Annotated in this window: 15 protein-coding genes and 1 pseudogene; 8 read left to right on the top strand and 8 right to left on the bottom strand. The window is 70.8% G+C overall.

The features are described from left to right. Positions 1-35: 35 nt before the first annotated feature. The 6 genes and pseudogenes from IE251_RS03655 to IE251_RS03630 all read right to left on the bottom strand — a co-directional run bounded on the left by IE251_RS03655 (position 36) and on the right by IE251_RS03630 (position 5,157). A complete protein-coding gene (locus IE251_RS03655; protein WP_189751450.1) occupies positions 36-392 on the bottom strand; it encodes a hypothetical protein in 357 nt (118 codons plus the stop codon). Positions 393-415: 23 nt separating this feature from the next. Next, entirely contained in the window at positions 416-727 is a 312-nt protein-coding gene (locus IE251_RS03650; RefSeq protein ID WP_189751449.1) for a hypothetical protein, read from the bottom strand. After that, positions 728-1,513: an SAM-dependent methyltransferase gene (locus IE251_RS03645; protein WP_189751448.1), complete on the bottom strand. Its 786-nt coding sequence runs from the start codon at positions 1,511-1,513 to the stop codon at positions 728-730. It abuts the gene before it with no gap. A 275-nt stretch (positions 1,514-1,788) separates the two neighbouring features. Next, positions 1,789-2,274: a hypothetical protein gene (locus IE251_RS03640; protein WP_189751447.1), complete on the bottom strand. Its 486-nt coding sequence runs from the start codon at positions 2,272-2,274 to the stop codon at positions 1,789-1,791. 210 nt (positions 2,275-2,484) lie between these two features. Further along, positions 2,485-3,514: pseudogene (locus IE251_RS03635) on the bottom strand (hypothetical protein); the annotation flags it as partial. A gap of 119 nt (positions 3,515-3,633) precedes the next feature. After that, positions 3,634-5,157, bottom strand: a complete 1,524-nt coding sequence (locus IE251_RS03630) for a class I adenylate-forming enzyme family protein (RefSeq protein WP_229896565.1) — start codon at positions 5,155-5,157, stop codon at positions 3,634-3,636. A 234-nt stretch (positions 5,158-5,391) separates the two neighbouring features. On the opposite strand from IE251_RS03630, the gene IE251_RS03625 reads away from it, so the two are divergent. From IE251_RS03625 to IE251_RS03610, 4 genes are read left to right on the top strand one after another with little or no spacing between them, the layout of a single operon-like run. Further along, a complete protein-coding gene (locus tag IE251_RS03625; protein WP_189751446.1) occupies positions 5,392-7,017 on the top strand; it encodes an NAD(P)-binding domain-containing protein in 1,626 nt (541 codons plus the stop codon). Then, positions 7,014-8,177, top strand: a complete 1,164-nt coding sequence (locus tag IE251_RS03620; RefSeq protein WP_189751445.1) for an alpha-hydroxy acid oxidase — start codon at positions 7,014-7,016, stop codon at positions 8,175-8,177. The genes IE251_RS03625 and IE251_RS03620 overlap by 4 nt, the downstream gene beginning before the upstream one ends. Further along, on the top strand, positions 8,171-9,631 hold the full coding sequence (locus IE251_RS03615) for a cytochrome P450 (protein WP_189751444.1): 1,461 nt from the start codon (positions 8,171-8,173) through the stop codon (positions 9,629-9,631). The genes IE251_RS03620 and IE251_RS03615 overlap by 7 nt, the downstream gene beginning before the upstream one ends. Before the next feature lie 44 nt (positions 9,632-9,675). Further along, on the top strand, positions 9,676-10,953 hold the full coding sequence (locus IE251_RS03610) for a cation:proton antiporter (RefSeq protein WP_189751443.1): 1,278 nt from the start codon (positions 9,676-9,678) through the stop codon (positions 10,951-10,953). A 220-nt stretch (positions 10,954-11,173) separates the two neighbouring features. Here the strand turns inward: IE251_RS03610 and IE251_RS03605 are convergent, their stop codons facing one another. Further along, positions 11,174-11,371, bottom strand: a complete 198-nt coding sequence (locus IE251_RS03605; protein ID WP_189751712.1) for a hypothetical protein — start codon at positions 11,369-11,371, stop codon at positions 11,174-11,176. Between the two features lie 261 nt (positions 11,372-11,632). Here IE251_RS03605 and IE251_RS03600 point away from each other — a divergent pair, with 261 nt between their 5' ends. Then, the gene (locus tag IE251_RS03600) at positions 11,633-11,989 is read left to right on the top strand and encodes a hypothetical protein (protein ID WP_189751442.1); all 357 of its coding nucleotides are present in this window, start codon (positions 11,633-11,635) and stop codon (positions 11,987-11,989) included. 179 nt (positions 11,990-12,168) lie between these two features. On the opposite strand, the gene IE251_RS03595 is transcribed toward IE251_RS03600, so the two are convergent. After that, positions 12,169-13,611, bottom strand: coding sequence for an aldehyde dehydrogenase (locus tag IE251_RS03595; RefSeq protein WP_189751441.1), 1,443 nt, complete (start codon positions 13,609-13,611; stop codon positions 12,169-12,171). A 503-nt stretch (positions 13,612-14,114) separates the two neighbouring features. On the opposite strand from IE251_RS03595, the gene IE251_RS03590 reads away from it, so the two are divergent. From IE251_RS03590 to IE251_RS03580, 3 genes are all read left to right on the top strand, one after another. After that, the gene (locus IE251_RS03590; RefSeq protein ID WP_189751440.1) at positions 14,115-15,182 is read left to right on the top strand and encodes an alpha/beta fold hydrolase; all 1,068 of its coding nucleotides are present in this window, start codon (positions 14,115-14,117) and stop codon (positions 15,180-15,182) included. A gap of 132 nt (positions 15,183-15,314) precedes the next feature. Beyond that, complete coding sequence (locus IE251_RS03585; protein ID WP_189751439.1) at positions 15,315-16,172, top strand: alpha/beta fold hydrolase; 858 nt, start codon at positions 15,315-15,317, stop codon at positions 16,170-16,172. Positions 16,173-16,223: 51 nt separating this feature from the next. Further along, on the top strand, positions 16,224-17,096 hold the full coding sequence (locus IE251_RS03580; protein WP_189751438.1) for a helix-turn-helix domain-containing protein: 873 nt from the start codon (positions 16,224-16,226) through the stop codon (positions 17,094-17,096). Positions 17,097-17,328 lie beyond the last annotated feature (232 nt).

The raw sequence follows: 17,328 nt of genomic DNA, 5'->3' as shown, positions 1-17,328 counted from the left end.
GCCCGCCCGCCGGTGGATGGCGGGCACGGCCACGATCACGACGATCCGCTCAGGCCACAGAGGGGATCGGGTTCACCGTCAGAATCCTGCGGGGTGTTCGCCGCCATGTTCGCCGCCGACAGCCGGGCGGCGTTCACCGCCCTGTTCCTGGGCAACGGGCTTTCGTTTCTGGTGACCGCGCCGACCGTGCGGATCGCGGTGAACCGCGCCGTCACCGGAACCTCGCTGCCGGGCGCGCCCGTACGGCCCGGGTCGGCACCTGCCGTGGCCGAGCAGCCGGAACCGGCGGTGTGGTCGCCGTTCCGCGACGGCTGGTTCATGCTGTTCGCACTGGCCCATGGTGTGCTGTCGCTCCACGACCCACGCACGCAGTCTCCGGCGGCGGCATCCACGACCCGCAGTGGCACCAGGGCTTCTACCACGCCTCGGGCAAGGTCAGCCAGACCGTGCCGTCGGCGTCCCTGCGGCACGGCACCGGCCCGGCGTCGGGGATCAGCTCGCGCGGAACGCGGCCGATGCTGTGCAGCGCCTCGACGGTGGCCGGCAGTGGATGGCCGGCGAAGCGGATCGGCTGACCGTAGGAGCTGTGGATGCTGATGCGGCCCCGGTCGGCGTCCCGGACGGATACGGTCGCCGGGACACCCGACCGAGTGGCCACTTCCAGCCGCAGACGGCCGCCACTCGCCTGCCGCTCGAAGACGGTGAAAACAGCTACGCCATCGGACACTTACGGTTTCTGCGCCACGCCGACGTAGAGGGGCACCTGCTCGTCGGCGAACTCCTGGTCGGGCTCCGGATGCCAGTTGGTGACGACCTGTACACCCGGTTCGATCAGGTCAAGGCCCGTGAAGAACCGGGCGACTTCGTCTCGTGAGCGTACTTGCGCGGGCACTCCGCTCTTCCGGTAGATGTCGACGGCCTTGGCCCACCCGGCAGGGTCGAAGTCTCCCGTCACATGCGAGAGCATGAGGAAGCTGCCGGAGGAGAGCGGGGCCAAGAGGTTGTTGACGAGTTCGTAGGGACGGTACTCGTCGGAGACGAAATGCAGGAGGGCAACGAGCGAGAGAGCGACGGGTTCCTCGAAGTCGAGGATCTCCTTGGCGTTTTCGACGATCTTCTCGGGCTCGCGGACGTCCGCCTCGATGTACTTCGTCGCCCCCTCGGGCGTGCTCCGGAGGAGCGCCTCCGCATGACGGAGAACGATGGGGTCGTTGTCGACGTACACCACACGCGCTCGCGGATTGACCGCTTGTACGACCTGGTGAAGGTTGGGCTCGGTCGGGATGCCGGTTCCGATGTCGAGGAACTGCGTCACGCCTCGTTCAGCCAACAGTCGCGCGGCTCGGTTCATGAAGCTCCTGTTGGTGCGGGCGGCGGTCCTGATGGCCGGCAGGAACGATATGACCCTCTCCGCGGCCTCCTCGTCGACCGGGTAACTGTCCTTGCCGCCAAGGTAGTAGTCATACATGCGCGCCGGGTGGGGCCGACTGGTGTCAATGGGCTTTGATGTCATCGCTATTCCGCGTGTCCTTCGTAAGTGGAATGGTGACTTCGGGGTCTGCCGGCGGCAGCGTGCTGAAGTGTGCCACGGCACCCCCATGACTCACAGACTGCAGCCCTCACTATGCAGGTTGCAGAGTGCGTCTTGCCAACACCACAGACTAGTCAGCTTAGTTGCGTGGTGTGTGACTCGGGCACCGAGTCGGCCTCGACAGCTCCTCGCCGCACGGTTCGCCGGGTGCTCCGGACCGCGGCCGTGCCACGAGGGCGCCGCACAGCTGCCGGTTGTCAGCGGGCCACCCTTGAAGGAGTGGGAACCTGTGCGTCCTCGACCGGCTGTGGGGTGAGGCGTAGTTCGTATTCTGCGGTAGCCAGCATGCGTGCGATGCCGATCGGGAGGGCGGCGAGTTCCCTCCTGACGATCCCGGCCGGGTCGAGCCGGTGCGTCCGTCCATCGACTCCCGTGGCCTCGATGACGTAACGGTATCCGCTGGATGTGGCGGAGTCGCGTGCCACCTGCCAATGTGCGCCGTGCCGCCGAATCAGGAAGTCGGCGAGGCAGCACAGCAGGTCCTCGTGCAGCGCCAGCCAGTCGGGGTGCCCGAATTCATCGAGTGGCGCCCGCGAGATCCAGTCCTGAAGGGCCGGGATGAGACTCATGGGGTCACGGGCATAAGCCTCGGTGGGCACTCCCAGCATGTCCGCTACACCGACGGTGGTCCGGTGTGCCTGCTCAGCCCATTCTTTGATGTCGGGTCGGCTTGCTCTGGGCATGTTGTGCGCCTTCTGTCGGATTTTGCTGCCGAGAGCACGGATGGTACTTCGCCGTCGCCTGGGCGGGGTGTGTGTCGTGACGGGAGGATCATGGCCCTGAAGGCCGATCCGCGTGTCCCTGCTCGGACGTGTAGGCGAGGAAAGCGAAAAGGCTTATTCAGTCGAGGAAGGGTGAAGAAAGCTCTTTCACGGTGACGGGCTCGTCCGGGACCGGGGGCCGCATGCCGGGAGTGACCCAGCCGCGGCGTCCACCACAGCGTCACGCTCGTCCTGGCCGCCGGCGACCCGCAGCAGGAGGTCCAGCGCCGGGAACAGCCTGCCGGGCGCGGACGACAGCAGACGCACGGCACCCATGACGTCGGACGCGGCGAGCAGTTGCCCGGCACGGCTGTCGAAGGAGCGCGCCCCCTTGTCGCCCGGCGCCACGGTGAACACCTCGGCCGTGTGCGGCCTGCGCGGGTACTCGTGCGGGTGCAGACGCCTGCCCAGCCGCTTGAACTGCTCGCGGTAGGCGGGTACGTCGGCCGGCTGGGCGGGGTTCGCGGTGACTGCCGCGTCAAGGCCCGTGAGCAGGGCGCGGAACCGGGTCGGTTCCCGCAGCGTCACGTCGCCGCCCGAGAGGGCACAGGCCAGTCGCAGCACGTCGACGACGGTGTCCAGCAGGAGGTCGGCAGCGGCGGTGAGACGGGCCGCGTTGACGACCGCCCGGTTCTCCCGGACCGGGTTCGACTCTGGCTGAGGGCCGGAAGCACACCGCTCGGCGAGGCTCTCGAGGTCGCTCAGGTGCTCCTCGGCCAGTGGCGTCGGACTGCCCGCCAAAGCCAGCTACAGGTCGGTGAGTTCGCCGTCCAGGTCGGGCCCGAGGCGCAGAACGGTCAGCCGGTCGCCCGCCGGGGCGACCAGTTCGTCCTGCGCCGCGAGCATTGCCTCGTAGGTGTGCTCGTAGCGGCCGTAGGCGGACAGGCTGAGCAAGTCCGGCGTCCCGTCCGCCAGTTGTCTCCCGTACGTTCTCGCGCGACCGTTCGTCGCCGAGGGCCGCCACCAGGCACCGAGTCCGGAATTCCTCGGTGTCCGGCACGTTCGCCGGGAAGTCGATGAAGTACGCGTTGTGCCGGACGTGGTCTCCCACCATCTCGCTCACGGTGCGCAACACCCGCTTGGCGGTGTGCACGACGGCGGACTCGGACATACCGGAGAGCCGCTCCAGCAGTTGAGCCGAGAGTTTGAAGCCGACGGACATCGGCGCATCGGAGTTTCCGCGCCGGCCGTGTCCGCCCCCGGCCTCACCGGCCCCCGGACACACCGGGCATCGGGTGTGAGGGACGGCCGCCGGGGCACGTCCAGGTGAGCCGTGTCCGGTCAGGGAAGCTCCGGCAAGGTGCGCAGTGCCGCCTTGTCCGGTTTGCCGCTCGGCGCCACGGGCACCTCGGTGATGGTGACGACACGGGCCGGGACGGCGGCCTCCCCCAGTTCCCGGGCCACCAGCTCGCGCAGGGCGTCCGCGGCCGGTGCGGCTCCGGGGTGCGGGACCACGAAGGCGTGGATCGCCTCGCCGGTGCGGTCGTCCGGGACTCCGACGACGTATGCCTGGTCGATGTCCGGGTGGGAGGCCAGGGCCCGCTCTATGGGGCCCGCGTAGTGGACGACGGCGTTGACGATGACGATGTCGCGCGTGCGCCCGGTCAGCCGCAGGTACCCCCGCGCGTCGAGCCGGCCGAGATCCCGGGTGCGGATCCAGCCGTCCCGCAGGACGTCCGCGGTCTCCCGGGGGTCCTCCCAGTAGCCGCAGAACGCGTCCGCCAGCCGGACCCACACCTCGCCCGTCCGGCCCGCGGGGAGGTCTCGACCGCTGGGATCCCGGACGGTCATCTCGACGGTGTCGAGTGGGCGCCCGACGCTGTCGGCGAGGCCGGGATCGGCTGTGAGTTCCTCGGGTTCGAGGACGGTCAGCATGCCCGTCTCCGTCTGGCCGTAGGCGTGGTGGACCACCGGTCCGAGCAGCGCGGCCGCCTCGGTCAGCCGGTGCGGGGCGAGTGGGGAGCCCGCCACGACGAGGGCGCGCAGGCTGCCGGTGTCGACGGCCCTGTCGCGGACGGCGTCGAGGATGCCGTACAGGCGCGGCACCGTCGTCATGCAGGCGCTGACGCGGTGCTCGGCGAAGACCTCGGGGAACCGCGGGGGCTGGTCCGGGATGACGGCGGTGCCTCCGCCCAGCAGCGACAGACACACGTGTTCGAACATGACGGCGCTGCTGAGCGTGCCGAAGAGCAGGAAGCGCGCGTACCGGGCCGCGAGGCGCCGGGTGCGGTCGGTCCAACGGCCGGGTTGCAGGGCCCAGTCCTCCGACAGGGCACCGTAGGTCACCATCGTGCCCTTGGGCCGGCCGGTGCTGCCGCTGGTGAGGTGGATGACGCCGATGCCGTCGCGGTCGCCCCGGGCGGTGAGGTCCTCGGGGCCGGGCGTGACGGGTGCCGGGGGCCGTAACAGGCCGCCGGTGTCCAGCAGGGGTATCCCGCCCGCTTCGGCGGCCAGCGCCGGCCGGCTCGCGAGGTCGTCCGTCACCACGGCGCTGACTGCGCGGGCGAGGATGTCGCGCAGGTGCTCGCGGGTCAGCCCGGGGCGCAGCGCCACCACCTGACAGCCGACGACATGGGCGGCGACGCGGACGGCGAACGCCTCGGGCGTGACACCGGCGTCGAGGGCCACGCGGGATCCTGCGGTCAGGCCCGCACCGCGCAGGCCTCGCACGAACCCGGCGACCAGCACGAGCACCTGCCCCCTGGTGACCGCGCGCCCCCGGTACTCGAAAGCGGGCAGGCCGGGAGCGTCGCGGAAGGCGTCGATGAGCGCTTGCGGAAAGACTTCCCCGGGCTTTTCGTCCACTTCGTCTCCACTCTGGGCCGGTAACCGACGTAAAGGCAGTGTGAATGACTGGAAAACGACCACGGGAGGCACGCTCGGCACTCCGGCCCGCCTCTCACGCCTTCACGTTAACCGAAGGAGGAAATGCGCCACCTCCAGCACCATGTGACCTAGATCACATGTCACGGGGGGTGGCTCCGTGCTTTAACCGTCAAGTACCGTCTTTCCCGCCCCCACAGAAGGCAGGAGAAGGCCATGTCTGATTCAGGGCAGGTTGACTATCTCGTCATCGGCGGCGGCCCCGCGGGGCTCCAGGCCGGGTACTTCCTCCAAAAAAGCGGCAGAGATTACCTCATCGTGGATGAGAGCGACACTCCTGGCGCTTTCTTCACCCGTTTTCCCAGACACCGGACCCTTATTTCCTCCAATAAGGTGCACACCGGTTGGAGCGATCCCGAGTTGCGTCTGCGCGTCGACTGGAACTCCTTGCTCTCGGATGAGGGTCCGCTGTTCACCGCTTACTCCCCGCGCTACTTCCCCCCGGCCGACGACATGGTCCGCTACCTCGTGGACTTCGCCCGGGCACACGAGTTGCGGATCCGCCTCAACACCCGTATCACCCGCATCTCCCGGCCCGACGGCGGCCTGTTCGTGGCGACCGACGAGAATGGCAACGTTGTCCGGGCCCGGCGCGTCATCGTGGCCACCGGTGTCTCGCGGCCGTACGTGCCGCCCATCGAGGGCGCCGCGGAAGCGGAGCACTACGACCAGGTGTCCGTCGACCCCGCAGAATTCACCGACAAGCGGGTACTGATCATCGGGCGGGGCAATTCCGCCTTCGAGACCGCCGACCATCTCATCGAGACCGCGGCCGTCATCCACGTAGCCGGACCCGGATCGCTCAAGCTCGCCTGGCGGACGCATTTCGTCGGGCACCTGCGGGCCGTGAACAACAACTTCCTGGACACCTATCAGCTCAAGTCCCAGAACGCCGTACTGGACGGTGACATTCTCCGTATAGCACGGAAGCCCGACGGCACCTATGTCGTGAGCGTTAAATTCTCGCGCGTCGCGGAAGTCGTGAAGGACATCCCGTACGACCGGGTCATTCTGGCCACCGGATTCCGCTTCGACGCCTCGATCTTCGACGACGACTGCCGTCCCGACCTCGTCATCAAGGACCGCTTCCCGCAGCTCACCGACGCCTGGGAATCCGTGAACGTGCCCGACCTGTATTTCGCCGGCACCATCACCCAGTCCCTGGACTTCAAGAAGTCGACCAGCGGATTCATCCACGGGTTCCGGTACGGCGTGAAGGCGCTGCACCGCATCCTCGAACGCCGCTACCACGACCGGGACTGGCCGCACACCGTCCTGCCCGCCGCCGCGGGCCCCGTGACCGACGCGGTCATCGAGCGGGTCAACCGGACCTCGGCCCTGTGGCAGCTGTTCGGCTTCCTCGGTGACGCGCTGCTGGTCGGCACCGACGGGACGGTCCGCCACTGCGAGGAGGTCCCGGTGGCACACCTGCATCATGCCGCCGCCCGGGGCGAGTTCGGCGAGCCGGCCTCCTACTTCACCGTCACGCTGGAGTACGGCGCCGACCACGACCAGGTCGATCCCTTCGACATCACCGTCAGCAGGACGCCCCAGCAGGACACCAGCGGCCTCGACGCACGCTACCTGCACCCCGTGGTACGGCAGTTCCTGCCCGACGGCACCGGCAAGCCGGTCGCCGAGCACCACATCACGGAGAACCTGGAGAACGAGTGGGACAACCCCGACGTCCATGTCGGGCCGCTGCGCTCCTTCCTCGCGTCCCGGCTGCCCGCCGGGGACGACCTCCCGGCTGGCGAGGACATCGCCGCGCCCCGGGCATGACCGGCTCGCAGGCCGGCCCGCCGCACGATCCGGCCGGGTCGGCACGGGCGAAACTCCGTCCCGAGCACTACGACTACTTCGCCGGCGGCGCGGGCGAGGAGACGGCGCTCAGGGAGAACGAGGACGCCTTCGGCCGGCTGGCCCTGCTCCCCCGGGTGCTGCGCGGCGGTGGCGACCGGGACACCCGGGTGAGCGTGCTGGGCCGGGACTGGCCGGCGCCGCTCTTCGTCTCGCCCACCGCCTTCCACCGCCTCGCCCACTCCGACGGCGAACCGGCCACCGCACGCGCCGCCGCCGCGGCCGGCGTTCCGCTGGTCACCGGCATGGCGGCCACCACCGCCGTCGCGGATGTCGTCGCCGCGGCCCGCGAGGCGGACCCGGGGGCCGTGGTCTGGTTCCAGCTGTATCTGCAGCCGGAGCCCGAGGTCACCGCCGAGCTGGTGCTCCGGGCCGAACGGGCGGGCTGCTCCGCCCTGGTCGTCACCGTCGACTCACCCGTCTTCGGCAGGCGCACCCGGGACTTGCGCAACGGTTTCCACGACCTGCCGCCCGGTCTCGCGGCCGAGAACATGCGGGACCTGCCCGGTGTGCCACCCGGCACCACCCGCGACATCGCGATGTGGCCGGCCGGCTGGGACGACCTGGCGCGGCTGCGCGAGCTGACCGGCCTGCCCCTCGTCCTCAAGGGCGTGCTGCACCCCGAGGACGCGCGTGTGGCCGTCGACCGGGGCGTGGACGCGCTGGTCGTGTCCAATCACGGGGGGCGGCAGCTCGACGCCGCTCCGGCATCGGTCGAGGCGCTCCCGGCCGTGGCCGAGGCCGTCGCCGGTCGGGTGCCCGTCCTGCTGGACGGAGGAGTGCGCCGGGGCACCGACATCGCCCTGGCCCTCGCCCTCGGAGCCACGGCCGTCGGTGTGGGCCGGCCCGTGCTGTGGGCCCTGGCCACGGGCGGCGAGGACGGCGTACGGGAGGCGCTGACGGCGTTGCGCGAGGACTTCGAGCAGGTGCTCGCCCTGTGCGGCGGGACCCGGCCGCAGGACCTGACGGCCGATCAGGTGGTCGCGCGCGGGCTGCCGTACCCGCCGTACGGTCCCACGGCCGGGCAGGGGGTCCCTCGCGGCCTTGCGTACCGGCCCCGGCGGGGAGAGCGCCCATGGTGAGCAGGAGAACGGCGGCGGCGCTGGCGGCGGGCGGAGCGCTGCTGCTGTCGTCCCCGTCCTGGCTGCCCGGCAAGGTCGTCGCCCTCCGTACGAAGGTCTTCGCCCGCGTCAACGGCGACGAAGGCATGCTCCTGCCCAATGACACGTTCGGCCCCGACCGTTTCCAGGAGGTCTACGGCCACCCGTCGGCCGGGGGCCGCAGCAAGGGCGCGGCACTGTCCGACTTGTTCTGGTACTGGCTGGCGCCCGGCGCCGACGTCCACCAGGAGCACCTGGAGGCCGGACCCCGCTACGACGAGGTCGCCCGCCGGACGCTCGCGCTCCTGTCCGGACCGTCGGCGGAGCTGTACGAAGCCGCCGCACGGCACACCCGGCAGGTCCTGGACGCGGCGGACACGGGACGCGTGCGCGCCGTACGGCTGCGCGATCTGATGATGCCGGTGTGGGCCGAGTTCTTCTACGGGCTGGTCTTCGAGGAGCCCTGCCCGGCCGAGGCCCGGCAGCTGATCGTCGCCCACGCCGAGGACGTCGTCAACGCCCTCAAATGCACCCGTCCACGTCGCATGCGCCGCAGGAACCGGCTCACCCGCTACCTGCTGCGCCGCCTGGCGGCCGGGGACGTACCGCACGCGCTGCCCGCCGGACTGACCCGCCGGCAGCAGGCCCACTACCTCCAGGGCACCTTCTTCAACACCGCCGTCGTGCAGATGTCCGAGGCGATGGCCCACCTCCTGCTGGCCCTGGCCCAGCACCCGGACGTGCAGGAGCGGGTGGCGGCCGCCCCCGACGACGACCGCTACCTGACCCAGGTCATGAACGAGACCTTCCGTCTCTACCCGCTGTTCGGAGTGGCCCACCGGATCACCACCGCGGACATCACCCTGGACGGCCTGCCCACGATCCCGGCGGGCTCCGTCCTGACCTTCAGCTACCCCGACTACCACGCCACCGGCTACGCCGACCCCGAACGCTTCGACCCCGAACGCTGGGCGACGCTCTCCGCGAAGAACGCCCACCACATCCCCTTCGGTGTCGCCGCCAACCGGCCCTGCCCCGCCTGGCGTCTCGCACCGGTCGTCATGCGTGCCGCGACCCGCGAGGTGCTGGCCCGGTACGTGCTCGACTCCCCCGTCGGCCACACCCGCTCCATCCCGCACCGCGCTCCGTGTCTGCTCCTTCCCCGAGGCCGGCCGGTCCCGGACCGTCTGCGCCACGTACTGCGCACCGCGCTGACCGTCCGCGACCGCGCCGAGGACGTCGGACGCAGCCTGCTGCAACTGCTCTTCGGCACCTGGATGGTGCTCGACGCCCGCCGCGCCAGGCCCGCCGCGACGTACTTCGCCCGGCACGACACCGAGGGCCGTCCGCTGGACGGCGCTCACTCCCCACCCGGCCACGCGGCGGGGCCCGAACAGGCCGCTGCCGCCTGCCCGTACACCGGCCGCGGTGCCTGACGGCGGCAACACCCCCCATACGTCTCCTCATTAGGGAGTCACCGTTGTCGACCACCGAGATGGGCCCGGCGTTCTTCCTCGCCGTGGCCGTCATCCTCACCGCGTGCCGTCTCGTCAGCCGGCTGCTGCGCCCGCTCGGCCAGCCACCCGTCGTCGGCGAGATGGTCGCCGGCGTGGCCCTCGGTCCCTCCGTGCTCGGCCTCCTCTCGCCCGGTCTGGAGGAGGCCGTGTTCCCGGACGAGATCCGTCCCGTGCTGTACGTGGCGGGGCAGGTCGGCCTCGTCGTCTTCATGTTCCTGTCCGGCTACGAGTTCCGCACCGACCGGCTGCGGTCGGTGGGCCGTACGGCGGTTCCCGTCTCGGCGGCCGGCATCGTCGTGCCGCTGCTCCTGGGCACCGCGCTGGCCTGGGCGGCGCACGACGCGGTGGACCTCTACCCGGACGGCATCTCCCCCTCGGTGGGCGCCCTGTTCGTCGGTGTCACCGTGGCCATCACCGCCTTTCCGATGATGGCCCGGATCATCACCGAGCGGGGCCTGACGAAGACCCGCTTCGGTGCGGTCTCCCTGGCCGCCGGCGCGCTGGACGACGCCGTCGCGTGGGTCCTGCTGGCCGGGGTGCTCAGCATGGCGGGCGGCGGTGCGGGGACCTTCCTGCGCGCGATCATCGGCACGGCCGGGCTCGCCGTGTTCCTCGGGATCTTCCTCCGCGTGCGGCCCAGCGCACTCGAACGGGCCCGGCGCCTGACCGCGGAACAGATGCTGCTGGTCACCGTTCTGCTGCTGTTCCTCGCCGCGTGGTACACCGACCGCATCGGCCTGTACGCCGTGTTCGGCGCCTTCAGCCTCGGTGTCGTCTTTCCCCGTGACCCGGTGGTGACCCGCGCGGTGGAGGCCGTCGCGCCGGTGAGCCGGATCGTGTTCCTGCCCCTGTTCTTCGCCTATTCCGGCCTCAACACGGACTTCACCCTGCTGTCCGACGGCAAGCTGCTGTTGTTCACGGGGGTCTGTGTCGCGGTGGCGATCATCAGCAAGTTCGGTGCCTGCTGGGCCACGGCGCGGCTGCTGGGCGAGCCGCAGGCCGTCGCCGTCCGCGTCGGCACGCTGATGAACGCACGAGGTCTGATGCAGCTCATCGCCATCAACGTGGGCCTGTCCGCGGGCATCGCGTCCCCCGCGCTCTTCGGCGTCCTCGTGATCGTCGCCCTGGTGACCACGGTGATGACGGCCCCGCTGCTGGCCCTGCTGGACCACCGAGACCGGAGCCGGCGGCCCGAGGAGGCGCCCTTGGCCGGGGTGACACCGACTACGAGAGAACCATGACGTCGGCCGAGGGCCCGGGCTGGTCCGGGCGGGCGACCGGGCGCAACGCCGGTGAGCCGCGCGATGAGACCAAGGTCTCCAGAGGCGACAGGGCCGAGCCTTGGCACACCGCCGGACGCCGCCGGACGCGATGTCGCCGTCCAGGCAGCCCACGGACCGGAGAGTCCGCGCGGACATGGGCGGCGGCACGGCGGTCGCCGGCGCGCGTGCCGTTTTCGCGCTACAGGCCCAGGTCGAGGGCCAGGCACGAGTAGTACTTCCAGGTGCCGGCCGGGTCGTAGGAGGCGCGCGTCCCGTCGCTCGGACCGGCCTCCACCCCCTCGGTCATCTCCTCGAAGCGGATGCGCTCCGGCAGTCTGCCGTAGCGCGCGTGCCGGGCCGCCGCGGCGGCCGTTTCGCCGGTGAGTTCCTCGTTCATGGCCATGGTCCACTTCCTCGTTCGTGGATGGCGTCCCCTGTCATCCCGGGTACGGCTTCAGCCTGAACCCCTGTGCGTCACCTGTCAAGTAGGTGACGCACCCTCGCCACCACACACACCCTGATGACACGTTGCACCGGTGTGGCCGGATTGCCCCTGCTCGACACATGCTTCAATGTGCAATGATCTGCGGCGATCATTTGCCGAACCCCTCGTGCCGACGCGCATTCGCGGCGGCACGCAGACGAAAGGTTGGGTCACATGTTTCTCCCCAGGACGAAAATCCGTAGCGCAGCCGTTGCCGTCACCACGGCCGCGGCCCTGATCGGCCTCGGCGCCGGGGCCGCCGGGGCCGCCGGCTGGCCTCCGCTCCAGGAGGGCGGTCACCTGTATGCGGGCAGCAACGGGACCGGCACGGTGACGACGGTCGACCTCGACGACTTCGGCACGTGTCACACCCTGTCGGAGCCGTCCCTGTCGATCCAGGTCGTCTCCGGCTCCAGCTCCGTGGTGATCTACTCCGAGGCCGGCTGCACCGGCCACGCCTGGGGCAGCGGCTCGCTGGCGCAGTCCGACCTTCCGTGGGCGGCGCTCAGCTACCGGGTGGTACCGGCGTAACAGACACGTGTGTTCCGTTCACACCTGTGCGGAGCACCACCACAGGCCGAAGGGCACGGTACATCTCGTACACAGTGATGTTCCGACTCCGCCGGCCCGGGAGCCCAGGCCCGGAGAGGCCGCCGTCGGCAGCAGGTGGACAGGCCGCCTGCCGCCGACGGCGGTTCGGCTCCCGGGGGTCAGACGGTGATGGTCTTGTACTCGGTGTAGGCGCCGATACCGACAGCGCCGTACTCGCGGCCGATTCCGCTGGCCTTGAAGCCGCCGAACGGCCCGTCGAAGGCGACGGAGGCGCCGTTGACGGTGACGGTGCCGGTGCGGACGCGGCGGGCCACGGCCAGGGCGCGCTCCTCGTCGGCGGACCAGACACCGCCGGAGAGGCCGTACTCGGAGTCGTTGGCGATGCGCACCGCGTCGTCCTCGTCGTCGTAGGCGATGACGACCAGGACGGGGCCGAAGATCTCCTCCCGCGCGATCCGCATGGAGTTGTCGACGTCGGCGAAGACGGTGGGCGTGACGTAGTTGCCCTTCTCCAGGCCCTCGGGGATCTGCGGCCCGCCGGTGACCAGGCGGGCACCTTCCTCGATGCCGAGCCGGATGTAGTCGCGCACGCGCTCCTGCTGGTCCGGGCGGATCATCGGGCCGATGAAGGTCTCGGGGTCGCCGGGGTCACCGACCTTCAGCGATTCCACCAGCTCCCTCAGCGCGGTCACGACCTCTTCGTACCGGCTGCGGGGGGCCAGGACGCGGGTCTGCGCGATACACGACTCGCCGTTGTTGAGGAGGGAGCCGAACTTCAGGCCCGCGACCGCCTTGCCGAGGTCCGCGTCCGGCAGGATGACGGCCGCGGACTTGCCTCCCAGCTCCAAGCTCACCCGCTTCAGCTGCTCGCCCGCGATCGAGGCGATGCGGCGACCGGCGCGTGTCGAGCCGGTGAAGGCGATCTTGTCGACGTCCTTGTGGGACACGAGGTACTCGCTGGTCTCCCGGTCCGCGGGCAGCACGCTGAGCACGCCCTCGGGCAGGCCCACCTGCTCCACCAGCCCGGCGAGGAAGCCCATGCTCGGCGAATTCTCCGGAGACACCTTGAGGATCACGGAGTTCCCGGCGACCAAGGCCGGGATGATCTTGGAGGTGGCCGACGAGAAGGGCGAGTTCCACGGGATGACGGCGGCCACGACGCCGATCGCCTCCCGGCGTACCACGCTGCGCACCGGGGAGGCCGGGTCGGAGGGGGCCAGTGTCTCCTCCCACGCGAACTCCTCCGCCGCCTTCAGGTAGGCGTTGGCCTGGCGGGTCAGGCCGGGCTGCCCGGCGCGGGTGAACCAGCCCGCCGAGCCGTTCTCCATGGAGATCAGCTCCGCGATCTTCTCCGCGTTCTCCTCGCGCAGGGCGTTGAACCGGCGCAGGACGGCGATCCGCTCGGCCGGCGGGGTCAGCCGCCACACGCCTTCATCGAAGGACTTCCGGGCGGCGGCGACCGCGCGGTCGATGTCCGCGGGCCGCGCCTGGGCGGCGCGGGCGATCACCGACTGGTCGTGCGGCGAGACGATGTCGAGCAACCGCGGGTCGCTCGGCTCGACCCAGCGACCTCCGATGTAGAGCCGGTCGTAGGTGATCATGCGCTTTCCCTCTTCCGTCTGGCGCGCGTTCAGGGGTGGCCCGGACTCCCACCCAAATGTCACTCGAATGTAGCAGTTAGTTTGTCAATCGACTCGCTAGCGTGACGGCAGGCCCGCGTTCCTCCTGACAGCGGTGAAGTCGCTCCAGTCGAATGACCGAGGCCCTCGACTGGGAGGGTGCGAGGCATGGCGCAGTCACCGCGAGGGCACACGCGTCACCCGGTCCCGTCGGCTGCGGACCCTCAGCCGGACACCGGGCGACCCCTGCGGCACGTCACCCGCCCGGCGCCGTCGACGGATCGCACCGTCATGTGACTGATGCGCCCGGATCCGTCGCGGGCGAGAGTGTGAGCGACCGACCCGAGCGTCACCCGCTTGACTGGTGACGCATCGCATGCAAGGGTCATCGCGCCGCAAGGAGCAGCGACCCCGTGCCGCCGAGGTGCGCGACGAGGCTTCCCGGCACGGATGGGTCACCGGACACGCACGACGGAGGACTTCAAATGATCAAAAGGCGCACTTTCAGCAAGGCCGTCAGCCTGGGCACCGGCGCGGCCGCCGTGGCACTGACGGGTGCACAGAGCCAGGCGTCCGCCACAACCGCCCCGCGGCGGCCAGGAGGCGGGGTGGCTCCCACCGTCCCCACCATCGCCCCTGGCACCCACGCCACCTTCCCCGCGCTGAAGCACGTCAAGGCGGGCGTCCTGGACGTGGGTTACGCCGAGCTCGGACCCCACCACGGCCCGGTCGTCATCTGCCTGCACGGCTGGCCCTACGACATCCACAGCTACGCCGACGTCGCCCGGCTCCTCGCCGGTCTGGGCTACCGCGTCATCGTCCCCTACCTGCGCGGCCACGGCACCACGCGCTTCCTGTCCAGCCGTACGCCCCGCACCGCCGAGCAGTCCGCGATCGCCCTCGACGTCATCGCCCTGATGGACGCGCTCGAGATCCGCGAAGCGGTTCTGGCCGGCTTCGACTGGGGCTCGCGCACCGCCGACATCATCGCCGCCCTGTGGCCCGAGCGCGTCAAGGCGCTGGTCTCCACCGGCGGTTACGTCATCACCGACCGCAAGGCGCAGCTGGAACCGGCCGCTCCCGCCGTCGAGCACAACTGGTGGTACCAGTGGTACTTCGCCACCGAGCGCGGCAAGAAGGCGATGGAGGATCCCGACGAGCGTCTCGCCCTGTGCCGCTATGTGTGGACCCTCGTCTCCCCCAACTGGAACTTCGACGACGCCACCTACCAGCGCACCGCCCAGGCGTTCCTCAACCCGGACTACGCCGCCATCGTCCTGTTCAACTACCGCTGGCGCATCGGCCTCGTCGACGGCGAGCCCCGCTACGACCGTTACGAGCGGCGGCTCTCCGCCCAGCCCTCCATCGGCGTCCCCACCATCACCCTGGACCCGGCCCTGGACCCCTTCACCCCGCCCGGGAACGGCTCCGCCTACCGCACCCACTTCACCGGCCCCTACGAGCACCGCACCATCGCGGACATCGGCCACAACCTGCCGCAGGAGGCGCCCACCGTTTTCGCCCAGGCGGTCGTCGACGCCTCCCACCTGTAGTGAGCCCCGGTCACTTCGTCACCGCCTTGACTGGTGACGAACAAGTCTGACACTTTCGTCACCAGTCAGGGCGGCGATGAATCCGGCGCAGCCGGTCCGTCCACTTCCAAAACATCCGAAAAGAGGTCTGTCGTGGTGAGCAACAAGGGTGGGCGCAAGCGAGTGGTGACGGGTGCGGTCTCCACGCTCACGGCGGGACTCGCGCTCGGCGCGTTCGCCCTGAGCGGGTCCGCCGACGGGGCGACCGGCTCCGAGGCCGCCGCCGGCGGACCGCGCGTCAAGCCGACCGTCGTCCTGGAACACGGCGCCTTCGCCGACGCCTCCGGCTGGAACGGTGTCATCGCCGGCCTGCGCGCCGACGGCTACCCCGTCGTCGCCGCCGCCAACCCGCTGCGCGGCCCGGCCTCCGACGCCGCCGCCCTGCGTACGGTCCTCGACCACATCAAGGGTCCCAAGGTCCTCGTCGGCCACTCCTACGGCGGCAACGTCATCAGCGAGGCCGCCGCCGGCGACCCCGACGTCAAGGCGCTGGTCTACATCGCCGCCTTCGTCCCGGCCCCCGGGGAGACCGCACTGGAACTCACCGAGAAGTTCCCGGGCTCCACACTCCCCGACGCCCTGGACCCGGTCACCTACCGGCAGGCCGACGGCACCACCGCCACCGACCTGTACATCCGGCAGGACGAGTTCCGCCACCAGTTCGCCGCCGACGTGCCGGCGGGGCAGGCCGCCCTCATGGCCGCCGGGCAGCGCCCGATCGCCCAGGCCGCCCTGGAGGAGAAGGCCACCGTCGCCGCCTGGAAGACCAAGCCCAGCTGGGACATCGTCACCACCGAGGACCTCAACATCCCGGCCGTCGCCCAGCGTTTCATGGCCGGACGGGCCCATGCCCACACCATCGAGGTGGCCGCCTCGCACTCCGTGGCCGTCTCCCACCCCCACCTCGTCGCGGACGTCATCGAGCGAGCCGCCCGCGCCACCGCGCGTTGACCCGCCCCGGCGGCGTCGTGTCCGAACGGCTGACATGTGACGGTGAATGACATGAACTCCCATGCTTGCCTCGGTGCGTTCCTCAAAGCCCGCCGGGCGCAGTTGACACCGCGGGAGTGCGGACTGCCCGACGCGGGATCCGGCCGCAGGGTCACCGGGCTGCGCCGTGAGGAGGTCGCCCGGCTCGCCGCGATCAGCGTGGACTACTACACCCGCCTCGAACAGGGCCGCGTCCGCGCGTCCGCCCCCGTCCTGGCCACCCTCACCCGCGCCCTCCGTCTCGACGAGGACCAGCAGAGTTACCTGTACGAGCTGGCCGGCCGGAGCGACGACCGCCCACGCCGCCGCCCGCCCGCCCAGCGGCTACGGCCCGCCATGCGCCGTCTGCTCGACCAGCTCACCCATACCCCCGCCCTGGTGCTCGGCAAGCGCCTGGACGTCCTGGCCTGGAACCAGGCGGCGGTCGCGCTCTACACGGACTTCTCGGCCGTCCCGCCCGACCGCCGCAACTACGTGTACCTGCTGTTCTCCGACCCGGCCGTCCGCGGCATGCACCGGGACTGGGAACATGACGCCCGCGCCTCCCTCGCCGCCCTGCGCAGGGCAGCCGCGGCCGACCCGGACGATCCCCACCTGGCCCGCCTCGTCGGCGAACTGGCCGCCCGGGATCCCGACTTCGGCACGTGGTGGGCGGAACACCGCGTCGTCACGGCCGCCTACGGCACCAAGCGGTACCGTCACCCCCTCGTGGGCGACCTCACCCTCGACTGCGACACCTGGGCCAGCCCCGACGGTTCGGGACAGCGTCTGATGGTCCTGACCGCCGAGCCGGGCAGCCCCTCCCACGACGCCCTGCGCATCCTCGGTTCCTGGAGCGGGCGGCAGCCCGTCCGGAACACGGCGGCGGACGGGAGTCCTCGGTAGCCCGGTGATCCGCCCGGCGGTGAACGCGGGCGCCGACCAGGTGGTGGCCACGGCCCGGTGGGCCGGACGGAGACGCGCCGCGTCCGCCCCGCCGTGATCGACAGCCCGCGGCCACGCCGCGGACGGGCTGCCCTACACCCGCGTACGAGCCCGGGCCACCGTACGGGACCGGGCCGCGTACAAGACCGGGCCGGCGAACGGCCGGGGGCCCTGCTCCCGGCGTCCTCTAGAC

This window comes from Streptomyces eurythermus, from assembly GCF_014649115.1.
Lineage (GTDB): Bacteria > Actinomycetota > Actinomycetes > Streptomycetales > Streptomycetaceae > Streptomyces > Streptomyces eurythermus.
This window is presented reverse-complemented; position numbering and strand designations above follow the sequence as displayed.

Coding starts and splice junctions, on each gene's coding strand:
- IE251_RS03580 (WP_189751438.1), top strand. CDS start 16,224: ATGAACTCCCATGCTTGCCTCGGTGCGTTCCTCAAAGCCCGCCGGGCG.
- IE251_RS03645 (WP_189751448.1), bottom strand. CDS start 1,513: ATGACATCAAAGCCCATTGACACCAGTCGGCCCCACCCGGCGCGCATG.
- IE251_RS03600 (WP_189751442.1), top strand. CDS start 11,633: ATGTTTCTCCCCAGGACGAAAATCCGTAGCGCAGCCGTTGCCGTCACC.
- IE251_RS03590 (WP_189751440.1), top strand. CDS start 14,115: ATGATCAAAAGGCGCACTTTCAGCAAGGCCGTCAGCCTGGGCACCGGC.
- IE251_RS03625 (WP_189751446.1), top strand. CDS start 5,392: ATGTCTGATTCAGGGCAGGTTGACTATCTCGTCATCGGCGGCGGCCCC.
- IE251_RS03615 (WP_189751444.1), top strand. CDS start 8,171: ATGGTGAGCAGGAGAACGGCGGCGGCGCTGGCGGCGGGCGGAGCGCTG.
- IE251_RS03605 (WP_189751712.1), bottom strand. CDS start 11,371: ATGAACGAGGAACTCACCGGCGAAACGGCCGCCGCGGCGGCCCGGCAC.
- IE251_RS03620 (WP_189751445.1), top strand. CDS start 7,014: ATGACCGGCTCGCAGGCCGGCCCGCCGCACGATCCGGCCGGGTCGGCA.
- IE251_RS03640 (WP_189751447.1), bottom strand. CDS start 2,274: ATGCCCAGAGCAAGCCGACCCGACATCAAAGAATGGGCTGAGCAGGCA.
- IE251_RS03595 (WP_189751441.1), bottom strand. CDS start 13,611: ATGATCACCTACGACCGGCTCTACATCGGAGGTCGCTGGGTCGAGCCG.